Annotated in this window: 13 protein-coding genes and 1 tRNA gene; 2 read left to right on the top strand and 12 right to left on the bottom strand. The window is 68.4% G+C overall.

Going from position 1 to position 12,790, the window contains the following annotated elements:
• The 12 genes from pstB to JOY29_RS11180 all read right to left on the bottom strand — a co-directional run bounded on the left by pstB (window position 1) and on the right by JOY29_RS11180 (window position 10,019).
• Window positions 1–789 (bottom strand): phosphate ABC transporter ATP-binding protein PstB, encoded by a 789-nt coding sequence (gene pstB, locus JOY29_RS11235; RefSeq protein WP_300975532.1) that lies wholly within the window; start codon window positions 787–789, stop codon window positions 1–3.
• A 161-nt stretch (window positions 790–950) separates the two neighbouring features.
• Entirely contained in the window at window positions 951–1,844 is an 894-nt protein-coding gene (pstA, locus tag JOY29_RS11230; RefSeq protein WP_300973616.1) for a phosphate ABC transporter permease PstA, read from the bottom strand.
• Window positions 1,837–3,228, bottom strand: a complete 1,392-nt coding sequence (gene pstC / locus JOY29_RS11225) for a phosphate ABC transporter permease subunit PstC (RefSeq protein WP_300973615.1) — start codon at window positions 3,226–3,228, stop codon at window positions 1,837–1,839. Before pstC ends, pstA begins: the two co-directional genes overlap by 8 nt.
• Window positions 3,229–3,245: 17 nt before the next feature.
• Window positions 3,246–4,277 (bottom strand): substrate-binding domain-containing protein, encoded by a 1,032-nt coding sequence (locus JOY29_RS11220; protein WP_300973614.1) that lies wholly within the window; start codon window positions 4,275–4,277, stop codon window positions 3,246–3,248.
• A 107-nt stretch (window positions 4,278–4,384) separates the two neighbouring features.
• Window positions 4,385–5,383: an ATP-binding protein gene (locus JOY29_RS11215; protein WP_300973613.1), complete on the bottom strand. Its 999-nt coding sequence runs from the start codon at window positions 5,381–5,383 to the stop codon at window positions 4,385–4,387.
• An 11-nt stretch (window positions 5,384–5,394) separates the two neighbouring features.
• Window positions 5,395–5,868 carry a hypothetical protein gene (locus tag JOY29_RS11210; RefSeq protein WP_300973612.1) on the bottom strand — a complete coding sequence of 158 codons (474 nt, stop codon included), beginning with the start codon at window positions 5,866–5,868 and terminating at the stop codon, window positions 5,395–5,397.
• Window positions 5,869–5,908: 40 nt separating this feature from the next.
• Window positions 5,909–6,253: a hypothetical protein gene (locus JOY29_RS11205; RefSeq protein WP_300973611.1), complete on the bottom strand. Its 345-nt coding sequence runs from the start codon at window positions 6,251–6,253 to the stop codon at window positions 5,909–5,911.
• Between the two features lie 69 nt (window positions 6,254–6,322).
• Entirely contained in the window at window positions 6,323–6,940 is a 618-nt protein-coding gene (locus JOY29_RS11200) for a helix-turn-helix transcriptional regulator (RefSeq protein WP_300973610.1), read from the bottom strand.
• Between the two features lie 248 nt (window positions 6,941–7,188).
• Window positions 7,189–7,274, bottom strand: a tRNA-Tyr gene (locus tag JOY29_RS11195).
• A 56-nt stretch (window positions 7,275–7,330) separates the two neighbouring features.
• Window positions 7,331–8,677, bottom strand: a complete 1,347-nt coding sequence (locus JOY29_RS11190; RefSeq protein ID WP_300973609.1) for a hypothetical protein — start codon at window positions 8,675–8,677, stop codon at window positions 7,331–7,333.
• An 85-nt stretch (window positions 8,678–8,762) separates the two neighbouring features.
• Window positions 8,763–9,455 carry a pirin family protein gene (locus JOY29_RS11185; RefSeq protein WP_300973608.1) on the bottom strand — a complete coding sequence of 231 codons (693 nt, stop codon included), beginning with the start codon at window positions 9,453–9,455 and terminating at the stop codon, window positions 8,763–8,765.
• A gap of 39 nt (window positions 9,456–9,494) precedes the next feature.
• Window positions 9,495–10,019 (bottom strand): gamma carbonic anhydrase family protein, encoded by a 525-nt coding sequence (locus JOY29_RS11180; protein WP_300973607.1) that lies wholly within the window; start codon window positions 10,017–10,019, stop codon window positions 9,495–9,497.
• A gap of 79 nt (window positions 10,020–10,098) precedes the next feature.
• On the opposite strand from JOY29_RS11180, the gene JOY29_RS11175 reads away from it, so the two are divergent.
• The gene (locus JOY29_RS11175) at window positions 10,099–12,432 is read left to right on the top strand and encodes a PAS domain S-box protein (protein ID WP_300973606.1); all 2,334 of its coding nucleotides are present in this window, start codon (window positions 10,099–10,101) and stop codon (window positions 12,430–12,432) included.
• The gene (locus JOY29_RS11170) at window positions 12,425–12,775 is read left to right on the top strand and encodes a response regulator (protein WP_300973605.1); all 351 of its coding nucleotides are present in this window, start codon (window positions 12,425–12,427) and stop codon (window positions 12,773–12,775) included. Before JOY29_RS11175 ends, JOY29_RS11170 begins: the two co-directional genes overlap by 8 nt.
• The last annotated feature ends 15 nt before the right edge of the window (window positions 12,776–12,790 follow it).

Below are 12,790 nucleotides of genomic sequence, written 5' to 3'. Positions count from 1 at the left end.
TCAGCCGTACCGGCCGGTGATATAGTCCTGGGTGCGCTGCTCGCGCGGGTTGGTGAAGATCTCCTTGGTCTTGCCGTATTCGATCAGTTCACCGAGGTGGAAGAAAGCGGTCCGCTGGCTGACTCGGGCGGCCTGCTGCATGTTGTGGGTGACGATGGCGATCGCATAGCGGCCGCGCAGCTCGTGGATCAGCTCCTCGATCTTGGCCGTCGCGATCGGGTCGAGCGCCGAACAGGGCTCGTCCATCAGGATGACTTCCGGATCGACCGCGATGGCGCGGGCGATACACAGACGCTGCTGCTGGCCGCCCGACAGGGCCGTGCCGCTTTCGTTCAGGCGGTCCTTCACCTCGTCCCACAGGCCGGCACGGCGGAGGCTCTTCTCGACGATCCCGTCCAGCTCGCTCTTGCCTTCGGCCAGGCCGTGGATGCGCGGCCCGTAAGCGACATTCTCGTAGATCGACTTGGGAAAGGGGTTCGGCTTCTGGAACACCATGCCGACCCGCGCGCGGAGCTGGACCACGTCCATGTCGGGCGAACTGATGTCCTGCCCGTCGAGCGTGATCGTCCCCGTCACCCGCGCCCCGGCGATGGTGTCGTTCATCCGGTTGAGGCAGCGCAGGAAGGTCGACTTGCCGCAGCCCGACGGGCCGATGAAGGCGGTGACCTTGTCGTCGTGGACCTCGATCGAGACGCCCTTCAGCGCTTCCTTCTCGCCGTAGAAGACGCGGACGTCCTTGGCCCGCATCTTGGGCGAGGTCGCGATGTCGCCCTCGGCCGGGGCCACCATCCGCGGCTGCTCGCCGGTGGTCGCCGGCATCGGCTCGCCGCCGTCGCCGCCGGGTGCCAGCGGATCTTGCGCCGCCGCCTGCGCCGCGATGGCGTTGGACGGGAAGGGCACCGCCGAGTTGGTGATGATGGGCTCTTTTTCGTTGTTCATGGGTAGCGGCCTTACCAGCGGCGCTCGAAGCGGTTGCGAAGATAGATGGCGAGGCCGTTCATCAGAAGCATGAACAGCAGCAGGACGATGATCGCCGCGCTGGTCTTCTCGACGAACGCGCGGTCGACCTCGTCCGACCAGAGGAAGATCTGGACCGGAAGCACGGTGGCGGGATCGGTCAGGCCGTTGGGCGGAGTCGCGATGAAGGCGCGCATGCCGATCATCAGCAGCGGCGCCGTCTCGCCCAGCGCGCGTGCCATGCCGATGATGGTGCCGGTCATGATCCCCGGCAGCGCCAGCGGCAGGACGTGGTGGAACACGACCTGCATCTTGGACGCGCCGACGCCCAGCGCCGCGTCGCGGATCGACGGCGGCACCGCCTTGATCGCGTTGCGCCCGGCGATGACGATCACCGGCATGGTCATCAGCGCCAGCGTCAGCCCGCCGACCAGCGCCGCCGAACGGGGCAGCTGCATGACGTTGAGGAAGACGGCGAGGCCAAGCAGGCCGAAGATGATCGACGGCACCGCGGCAAGATTGTTGATGCTGACCTCGATGAAGTCGTTCCAGCGGCTGCGCTGGGCGAACTCCTCCAGGTAGACGGCCGCCAGCACCCCGACCGGGAAGGCCAGCGACATGGTCACCAGGATGGTCAGGAACGAGCCCTTGAGCGCCCCCCACACGCCGACCGCCATCGGGTCGGTCGCGTCGCTGGCGGTCAGGAACGTCTCGCTGAACCCGCCCATGCCGCGCACCGTCATGGTGATCAGCAGGAAGGCGAGAAAGGCGAGGCTGACGAGCACGGCAGTCAGCCCGAGCGCCTTGAACCGGCGCTCCGACGCATAGCGCCGCTTGACGCGCCGGGTCATGGCCTCGCTCGACCAGCGGTTGTCGGGGCTATTCATAGGCTTCCCGGTACTTGCGCACGACGCGCAGCGCGATGAGGTTGAGGAACAGCGTCACCAGGAACAGCACCAGCCCGAGCGCGAAGGCGGCCAGGGTCTTGGGGCTGTCGAACTCCTGGTCGCCGGTCAGCAGCTGGACGATCTGGGTGGTGACGGTGGTCACGCTGTCGAACGGATTGGCGGTGAGGTTGGCGGCTAGGCCCGCGGCCATTACCACGATCATCGTCTCGCCGATCGCCCGCGACACGGCCAGCAGCACGCCGCCGACCACGCCCGGCAGCGCGGCGGGAAGGATCACCTTGCGGATCGTCTCCGACCGGGTCGCGCCGAGCGCCAGGCTGCCGTCGCGCATCGCCTGCGGCACGGCGGCGATGCTGTCGTCGGCCATGGAGGAGACGAACGGGATGATCATCACCCCCATCACCAGGCCTGCGGCCAGCGCGCTTTCGCTCGACGCGCTGGTGATGCCGATGGCAAGGCCAAGGTCGCGCATCAGCGGCGCCACGGTCAGCGCCGCAAAATAGCCGTAGACCACCGTCGGCACGCCGGCGAGGATCTCGAGCAGCGGCTTCAGCACCGAGCGCAGCTTGCCCGGTGCATATTGCGTCAGGAAGATGGCGCTCATCAGCCCGAGCGGGATCGCTACGATCATGGCGATGATCGCACCGATGAAGACCGTGCCCCAGAACAGCGGGACCGACCCGAAGGCGCCCGACGAACCCGCCTGGTCGGCGCGGATCGCTACCTGCGGCGACCAGCTGGTACCGAACAGGAAGTCGCTTGCCGGGACCATGGAAAAGAAGCGCATGGTCTCGAACAGCAGCGAGAGGACGATCCCGAAGGTGGTCAGGATGGCAATCAGCGAGGCCGCGACCAGCACCCCCATCAGCCACTTCTCGACGCCCGCCCGCGCCCTGAGGTTCAGTCCCACCCGCGACAGCGCCCAGCCCGCTCCGGCCAGCGCCAGCAGCAAGGCAAAGCCGCTGCCGATCAGCGAATAGCGGCCGCTCGCCGCCTGATATTCCGGCACCAGCGCCTGTGCGGCCGGATTGAAGGCGAGCTCGGCCGCGCCACTTGCGACATTGCGCGCTTCCTCGAGGATGGAGTCGCGGGCGAGGTCGAAGTCGGGAAGCTGCTGCCCGGCCGTGCTTGCCAGCACCGACTGCTCGATCAGCGCCTGCTGGATCGGCGTCCAGGCGGCGAGGAACAGCAGGGCCGGCACTGCCGCCCACAGGAAGGCGAAGGCGCCGTGGTAGAAAGGCAGGCTGTTGAGCCGCTGCCGGCCCGGTCCGGCCGAGCGCAGGGCCGCCGCCCGCCCCCGTGCAAGCACGAAGGCGGTCGCGGCGACCAGCAGGACCAGGATCAGGCCGACAGCAAGGGTCATGACAGTCCCGGAGCGCCTTACTTGAGCGTCGAGGGGTCGAGCGGGGTCATGCCGGTGACCACGCTATTGGCAGCCGCCGCATCCTGGCCCTTGAAGGGGACGAGACCGCGCTTCTCGAGCAGGCCGCCCGCACCCCATTCCTTGGCGAACTGGGCAAGGAAGCCCTTGATCGCCGGCTTCACCGCCGCATGCTCGCCCTTGGCGTAGAGATAGAGCCGGCGGGCGCCCGGATAGCTTAGGTCCTGGATGGTCGCCTCGGTCGGAAGCACGCCGTCGATCTCCACCGGGCGGATCTTGTCCGCATTGGCCGACAGGAAGCTGTAGCCGAGCACGCCGATGGTGCCCGGATCGGCCTCGACCTTCTGCACCAGCAGATTGTCGTTCTCGCCGGCTTCGACGAACAGCCCGTCCTCGCGCACCTTGGTGCAGATGTCCTTGTGCCTGGCCTCGTCGGAACTCTTCAGCGCCTTCATCGCCGGATCGCTCTCGCAACCCTTGGTGAGCATCAGTTCGGCGAAGCTGTCGCGGGTGCCGCTGGTCGGCGGCGGCCCGAGGACGCGGATCTTGAGCGCCGGAAGGGCCGGATTGACGTCCTTCCAGGTCTGCGCCTTGTTCGGGCCCCTGCCATAGGGATTGGCGGCCACTGCCGCGTAGATGTCGGCGAGGCTCACCTTGAGCGGCGCAGTCTGGTTCGATTCGATGAGCGTCAGGCCGTCGATCCCGATCGGAACCTCGATGACCTGCTTGGCGCCGGCGGCGGAGCAGGCGTCATATTCGCTCTTCTTCATCTGCCGCGAAGCGTTGACCATGTCCGGGAACTTCTGCCCCACGCCTTCGCAGAACAGCTTGATGCCCGAACCGGTGCCGGTCGATTCGACGATCACGCTGGTGCCGGCATTGGCCTTCTGGAAAGCCTCGGCGATCGCGGTCGTGAACGGATAGACGGTCGACGAACCGACGATCTTCAGCTGCGAGGCCGCGTTGTTCGAACCCCCACCGCATGCGCCCACTGCCAGCACCAGCGGCAGTGCAAGCCAGAACTTGCTCATGTCCTTGTATCTCCCATGGGCCGACAGGCCCCCCGGGGGCGCCTTAGCCGCCGGGTCGCGGCCGCCATGTGACGCGCAGGTTACAGACTGATGACACGGCGCTCGCTTCAGCGCGCGGGCAGCCGAACCTCGACCTCGGTTCCCTCGCCGGGCCTGCTGCGGATCTCGAGCAGGCCGCGGTGCCGCTCGACGATATGCGCAACGATGGCGAGGCCGAGCCCGGTCCCGCCACTGTCCCGGCTGCGGGCGTCGTCGACGCGATAGAAGCGCTCGGTCAGGCGGGGCAGATGCTCGGGCGAAACCCCCTCGCCATGATCGCGAACGCAAAGGCGCTGCCATTCGCCCGCTCGCTCGAGCCTGACCTCGACTGCCTTGCCCCCGGCGCTGCATCCGTAGCGAAGCGCATTGCCGACGAGATTGTCGACGAGCTGCCGCAGCTGTGGCAGGTCTCCCTGCACCGTCCCGAGGCTCTGATCCGCCTCGAGCATGATTTGGCAATTCTTCTCGGCGGCGAGCGGTGCCGCGGCCTGGATCGCCTCGCGCAGGACGTCCGCCAGCATCACGCGTCCGGACGGCTGGCTGAAACGGTCGGCCTCGATCCGGCTCAGGCTCATGAGGTCGCGGATGATGACCATCATGCGCTGCGCCTGGGTGTGGATCTGCTCGCCGAAGCGCCGGCGTATGGATTCGGGAAGGGCTCCTTCTTCCGCCAGTGTCTCGGAGAAGCCGAGCACCGCCGCCAGCGGAGTCCTCAGTTCGTGGCTGGCGTTGGCGACGAAGTCGACCTGCGCCCGCTCGGCCGCGCGCCGCGCCGACCGGTCGACCAGGCGGACCAGCAGAAGCGTCGGCGAAAGGCGGTTGATCGACACTTCGAAGCTGCGCTCGACCCCGCCGATGCCAAGCACTTCGAACTGTCCGGTCCGGCCGGACAGGATGGCGTCGAGCGCCTGCGGCTGGCGGATGGCAAAGCGGATGTTCTGGCCGACCAGGCGCGGCCCGAGCAGCGCGCGCGCGGCGTCGTTGGCCGCCTCGGTCCGCTCGCCTTCCACCAGCAGCGCCGGCTCTTCCAGCGCATCGAGCAGGGCGGTGACGAGCGGCAAGGTCATGGCCGTCGTGGCTAGGGGATCGTTCCGCGTCCGGCAATGTCGGGCGAGCGCCATCGCTCGACCAGGCTGGTCCGCCAGGCGCCGACCGCGATGAGGATCAGGATCGGATAGGACCAGAAGGCCAGGGCAGCGCCGAAGACGAAGCGCATCAGGTCCGGGTTGACCAGCTTCAGCAGGTGGACGGTGGTGGCGGTGAGCTGGAGGCCGGCGACCCACATCGGCCAGAAGCGCTCGGAGCGGAGCGCGATCGCGAGGAAGGCGAGGAAGATGGCGAGATCGATCCCGAAGGACAGTAGCTCGAATTGGCTGAAGCGGTGCCAGATGGGCGCTCGCGCAACAAGCGTCAGCAGGGCTCCGCCGACGCAGGTCAGGGCCGCCAGCCGCTCGTCGCTGCGCCCGCGCCAGAAGGCCAGCACGTTCACCGAGAGGAGCAAGAGGAAGAAGAACGTGATCCGCATCAGCAGCCGGCGCAGAACCGCCGGCACTTGGCCGGCGGTTCATGGTTGAAGTTGTCGTGAGCGATCGTCAAGCGACCGCGCGGAGCGTTGTCATCGCTCCGGGAGGAGGACATTCCTGGACGTCGCCGAAGGCGGTTGTCCGCAGACCGGGCACCTTCTGCTTGGCCTCGGCGAGTGCGGCATGGCACTGGGCCATCCCGCCGCGGGCGCTGACCAGCGCCTGGAGCGAATGGGCGACACGCTCCAGCGCATCGTGGCCCGTCGCGATGCCGACGCCGGCAACCGATCGCGCCCGGATCATCCGGTTCTGCAGCTCCGCCAGTTCGATCAGCGCCGCCTCGATGCTGTCTTCGACTGCACGAACCTGGTGCGCCACATCCAAAGCCGTTTGTTCAAGAATCTGCCTGCGCATGAAGTCTCCTTGCCGAAAGCTCCCGCCCTCGGTCCGCCTGGTTCGCAATCGGCAAGCGGGCGGCTCTCGTCAGGGACGAACCAGTCGCGACAGACTCTCGAGCCCCGCGAGGAACATCCCGGCCGAGAAGCTGGCGGCGATCGCAATCCCCGCGATCGTGACCAGCCGCTGCCCCACGCTCCACCCGTTGCGGGGTTGGTGTGGTGTCGACCACGGAAGAACCAGAGAGGGCCGGTCACGCATCGACCTCTGCTCGGTTTCGAGGCGATACGCCCCGGCCCCCTCTGTACGATCAGCGTGCCGAATCTGATAACTGATCGCCCCATCGATTTGCGATCGGTCCGTTGCGGCGTCGATGTCCGGCGATTGATGTTTCAATCGCTGATATGCGGGGGTCTCGGTGGCCTCGAGGTTGGACGTGGCAATCGACCGGTCATAGGCATCGACCAGACGCGCGGCCTCGCTGCGCCGGGCAACGCCAAGGGTTCGTATCGCACCACGGATGCGCTGATCGACGGTGTGACTGGAAATGCCGAGGGCACTTCCAATCTCCTTCGAGTTGAGATGCTGGTTGACGAGACGAAGCACTTCGAGCTGACCGCGGCTCAGCCGAACACAACGGTTCGCGCCCTGCCCCCCTGCGGCCAACGAAGAGCCCGACCCCCCGATCGGCTCAACTCTTTCCATCGACCCACATGTTGCCGAAGCTTCTGAGGTCATTGGTGTTAAATAGCAGAAGGCGGGCCGGGAAGTTAAGCCCAGATTGACCGGCAACCTCTTTTAAAAAAGGGCGGATTCAGTGCGATTCGTCAAAAAAGGGCGGTGAATTTCGTCGACGACTGCCCCAGGCCAAGCATGTCCGGCGAATCAGTTTCGAACCTGCACCAATTCTGTGGATAAGTGTGACTGCGACGCGGCCTTGCGCATTGGCAGGATGGTGGAGAGGGCTGGATTCGAACCAGCGTACGCTTGCGCGGGCAGATTTACAGTCTGCTGCCTTTAACCACTCGGCCACCTCTCCACGAGGTCAGGCCGGGCGCCAATGCCCCCCGGAACCGGCACTGTCAACGCCTTGGATCACCTGCGCACCGCCTCGTCGAGCCGGCGAACGCCGAGGCCGAGCAGGCGGGCGGCGCCCGTCTCCAGCTTCAGCGGGGCGAGTCGGTCCGACCCGGGCATGTCGCGCCCGACCAGGAAGGCGGCGCTGGTGCGGCCCTCGCCGGCGGCGGTGCGGTAGCTGGCATTGAAGGCGACCACCGGCACGAACAGCGTCCTGCCCTGCGCCTCGTAGGCGCGAATGGCGCTGCGCGGCAGGCGGATCTCGTGGCTGAGCGCGACCTGGGCGAGGGGCCCGATCTCGGCGATCCCGGCCTCGGCGGCGGCGGGGCGCGCGAAGAAGCGGGCCAGTTCCTCCCCCTGCGTGTCGCCGGCGTTGAGCGCGATCGCCTCGATGACGATCTGCCGCGCCGGCGCAGCGCCGCCGTTGGCGACCACGAGATCGAAGCGGACCAGCGCCTCGTCCTCGACGAAGAGGATTTCACGCATGCCGAGGTCGAGATCGACCCAGGCCCGCAGCCGGCGACTGACCACCGCACCGGTCGGCGCTGCCGGCGGCACCGGCGCGGCGACGGGCGCCGAGGCCTCGGCCGGCACTCGCTCGACCAAAGCCTGGGCCGCAGGCGAACGAAGCCGGGTCGTCACCAGCCCCGAGGGAAGCGGCGCAGCGGCGGGTGCCGATGCGGGGACCCGCTCGGCCACAGGTGCCGGAGCAGGCTCGGGCTCTGGCGCGGGCTCGGGTGCGGGCTGGTAGGCAAAGGCCTCCTCGTCGCCGATCCCCGAGGCGACCGCCCGACGACGCTGCCGGAGGAGCAAAGCGAGGCCGATCCCGGCCAGCGCCGCGACCAGCAGCCATGGCCACCAGGCGAGCAATGGCGTCCCCTCGGCCGCCGGCGAGGCTTCAGGAGCGGACAGCGGCGGTTCGGCCAGGGTCGGCAGCGGCAGGGGCGCGGTCGCGGTCGGCAACTGTGCCGCACCAGCTTCCGGCCGCACCCCGCCCGCTGGCGGCTCCGGAGACGTCAGGCCATCGTTTGCGACCGCCGCCGGGCGCTCGCCCGTGGCCGGCGGTGCGGTCCAGGGGGCGGGCGCCGCCGATCCGGCCGACGGCCGGGCAGGCGGGGTCGCGGGCCGCTGATCTTCCTGCGCCGCTGCCGGGGGGGGCGTCGGTGCCGGGACGGGCGTCGGCGCCTGCGACGGCGGGGTCGTGCGCGTGCCCGGCAGCGAGAAGTCGCGCAGCTGCTCCGGCCCGACCGTTCCCTCCCGCGGCGGCGGCGCCGGCGTGACGACGTTCGCCGGGCTGGCCGTGTTCTGGGCGAGCGCGGTTCCGCTCAGCAGCAGGCCGGCGAAGGCAAGAAAGGTCCGTTGCACGAGGTCTGGCTAGTCAATCGATGCTGAAGGGGAGATTGCAGGACCTTTGGACCAGCCGGACCGCCGCGGCAAGCCGGTCCCGACGTCAGCGGGCGTCGACCAGGACCAGCTCGGCGTCTTCCTCGCCCTCGATCAGCAATGTCGCCTCGCCCGTGATCGCGACCCCGTCGCGGGGGCCCGCGGCGACGCCGTTCACCCGCACCGGCGCCGAGGGCACCAGGTACAGGTGCCGCGCGGGATCGGCCTCGAGGCGGATCCGGCTGCCGCCCTTCAGCGTCGCGCCGAGCACCCGCGCATCGGCGTTGATGGTCAGCGCGCCGTCGTCCGCATCGCCGCTGGCGAGCAGCTGGAACGCCCCGTCACGCGCCTCCCGCGGAAACGGCATGGCGCCCCAGCCAGGCTTGGCCCCCGGCCGGTCGGTCTCGATCCAGATCTGGAACAGGGTCGTTTCCTCGTCCTCGAGATTATATTCGGCGTGGACCACGCCGCTGCCCGCGCTCATCACCTGGACGTCGCCGGCGCCGGTCCGGCCCTTGTTGCCCATGCTGTCCTGGTGCGTGATCGCGCCGGTGCGGACGTAGGTGACGATCTCCATGTCGCGGTGCGGGTGCGGCGGGAAGCCGGACTTGGCGGCGATCCGGTCGTCGTTCCACACGCGGATGCTGCCCCATCCCATCCGGCCGGGATCATGATAGTTGGCGAAGGAGAAATGGTGGCGCGCATCGAGCCAGCCGTGATCGGCGTGGCCGAGGGTCGGGAAGGGACGAATGTCGATCATGGACGAACAATTGGGGCCACGGCGCGCCGCCCTCAAGTGTCAGGCCTGTAACCGCAACCTTGTGGCGTAGAGCGCCGCTTTCTCCGCATAATGGAAAGCGCTCGCGTCGAGCATCTGCAGTTCGGCGTCGGTCAGCGGCCGGACGATCCGCGCCGGCGCCCCGACCAGCAGGTGCCCGCCCTCATAGGTCTTGCCCTCCGGCACCAGCGCCCCGGCACCGACGATGCAGCGCTCCCCGATGAAGGCCCCGTTCAGCACCCGGGCGCCCATGCCGATGAGGGCGCCGTCCGCCACCGTGCAGCCGTGAAGGATCGCCTGGTGCCCGACCGTCACCCGCCGCCCGATGGTCAGCGGCGCGTGCGGATCGCTATGGCAGACCGCCCCGTCCTGGACGTTGCTGTCGTCGCCGATCAGGATGGGCGTGTTGTCGGCCCGGACGACCGCGCCGAACCAGACGCTTGCCCGCTCGCCCAGCCGCACGTCGCCGATCAGGTCCGCGCTCGGCGCCGCCCAGCTCCCCGGGGACAGGGTGGGACCGATATCGTCGAGACTGTAGAGCGGCATGGCCCGGCAACTAACCTTTTGCCGCCAATGTTGAAAGTCGCTCTTTCCGCCGGTGCGTCCGTCCGCTAGCGCGAATCCAATGCCCGTGTTCCTGGATGGCGGCGGCGAATGCGGCGCCCTGATCAAATCCCGCGACTGGTCCGACAGTCTCGGGCCGGTCGAATCATGGTCGCAGAGCCTGAAGGCCGCGACCGGCCTCCTCCTGCGCTCGCCCGTGCCGATCGTCATGCTGTGGGGCGAAGACGGCATCATGCTCTACAACGATGCCTATTCGACCTTCGCCGGCGGGCGGCATCCCGAGCTCCTGGGATCGCGCGTCCGCGAAGGCTGGCCCGAGGTCGCCGACTTCAACGACCATGTGATGAAGGTCGGCCTGGCCGGCGGCACCCTTTCCTTCGCCGACCAGGAACTGACCCTCCACCGCCACGGCCGGCCGGAAGCGGTCAGCATGAACCTCGATTATTCGCCGGTGCTCGGCGACAATGGCCGGCCGGCCGGCGTCCTCGCCATCGTCATCGAGACGACCGATCGGGTGGCGGCCGAACGGGCACTGAAGGCGCGCGCCGAACGGCTCAGCCTGTTCGATCGCATGTCGCGGCAGATCAGCGATCTCTCGGCACCCGAACAGATCATGACGGTCACCGCGCGTCTGCTGGGCGAACATATGAACGCCTCGGTCGTCGCTTATGCCGACCTCGAGGTCGACCAGGACGCCTTCACCATCCGCGGCGACTGGTCTGCGGCAGGTGCGCGCAGCATTGTCGGCAGCTACAGCCTCGACAGCTTCGGTGAAACGGCGGCCCGGGCGATGCGTGGGGGCAAGCCGCTGGTGATCCGCGACGTCGTCGGCGAACTCGGCCGCGCCGAAGGCGCCAAGTTCCTGGCGATCGGCATCCAGGCGACCATCTGCATGCCGTTCGTGCGCGGCGGCAAGCTCGCCGCCATGATGGCGGTCCACCAGAACCAGCCGCGGGCCTGGACGGACGAGGAACAGGCGCTGGTCGCCGAAGCCACCGAGCGCAGCTGGGCCCACATCGTGCGGGTCCGTTCCGAAGCCATCCTTCGCGAAAGCGAGGACCGCTTCCGCAATATCGCCGACCATACGCCGATGATGCTGTGGGTGACGGACGAGACCGGCTATTGCACCTACCTCAATCGCACCTGGTACGAGTTCACCGGCCAGGAGCCCGGCAAGGGCGAGGGCTTCGGCTGGCTCGATGCCGTCCATCCGGATGACCGGCCCGATGCGGAACGGACCTTCATCCGCGCGAACGAGGAACGGCAGCCGTTCGAGACCGACATGCGGGTGCGCCGCGCCGACGGCAGCTACCACTGGTGTATCGACGGCGCCGCGCCCCGCTTCGACGCGCAGGGCAACTTCCTTGGCTATGTCGGCTCGGTGTTCGACGTCGAAGAGCGCCGGGAGGCGGTCGACAAGGTTCGCCGCAGCGAGGAGCAGCTCCGCGCCCTCCTCGAGCAGATGCCGATCGGGGTCGGCGTCGCGCGCATGCCCGACGGCGAGATCTTCCTCTTCAACCAGGCGCTGGAGGACATGCTGGGCCATCCGGTGCTGTCGGGGGACAAGAACACCTATGACCAATACGGCGGCGTCGACGAGCATGGCGCGCCGGTCCCGCTCGAAGCCTATCCCCTGTTCCGCGCGGTCGCCTTCGGGGAGACGGTGGTCGGCGACGAGATGCTCTATCGGCGTCCCGACGGGAAGATCATCACCCTGCTCGGCCATGCCTCGCCAATCCTCGCCGACGACGGCACCGCGGACCTTGCCGTGGTCGCCCTCGAGGACATCACGCACCGCAAGCTGGCCGAGGCCCATCAGCAGCTGCTGATCAACGAGCTCAGCCACCGCGCCAAGAACCTGCTCGCCATCATCCAGAGCGTCGCCCAGCAAAGCTTCAAGGGCGCTGGCACCGCGTCCGAGCAGCTCGCGCGCTTCGAAGGCCGGCTCGGCGCATTGTCGGCTGCCCACGGGATCCTCACCCGGGAACGGTGGGAAGCGGTTCCGCTGCGCCGGCTGATCTGCGACACCTTCACCGCCGTGCGGTCGGATGACGACCGGCTGACCCTTGACGGCGGCGACATCATGCTCCCGCCCAAGGTCGCCGTCAGTCTTGCCATGGCCATCCATGAACTTGCCACCAATGCGCTCAAATATGGCAGCCTGGGCGTCGAGGGCGGCCGGGTGACCATCCGCTGGAGCGCCGACGACGGCCGGCTTCGCCTCCGCTGGAAGGAAAGCGGCGGGCCACCGGTGTCGCGCCCGGCCCGTCGCGGCTTCGGCAGCCGGATGATCGAGCGCGGTCTCGCCGCCGAGCTTGGCGGCAAGGTCGCCATCCATTTCGATCCGGACGGGGTTGCCTGCGAGGTCGACGCCCCGATGCCGGCCCATGGCTGAGCCCGCCTGCATCCTGCTCGTCGAGGACGAGCCGCTGATCGCCTTCGCGCTCGAGGATCTCGTCCTCGAACTCGGCTATCACGTGGTCGGGCCTGCCTACCGCCTCGACGAAGCGCTCGATCTCGCGCGGACAGCGCCGTTCGACGCCGCCATCCTCGACGTCAACCTCAACGAACAGCAGAGCTTCCCGATTGCCGCCCTGCTGAAGGAACGGGGCATCCCCTTCCTGTTCGCAACCGGCTATGCCGAAGGCAATCTGAGCGGCCTCGGCAACGCGGCGGTGATCGCCAAGCCTTATGGCCGGGACCAGCTCGCCCGCGCGCTTGCGGCCATTCTCGCCTGAGCGACGGGGCACGGC

This window comes from Sphingomonas sp. LHG3406-1, assembly GCF_029637485.1.
Lineage (GTDB): Bacteria > Pseudomonadota > Alphaproteobacteria > Sphingomonadales > Sphingomonadaceae > Sphingomicrobium.
The sequence above is the reverse complement of the archived record's forward strand: the minus strand, read 5'-3'. Positions and strand labels throughout refer to the sequence as shown.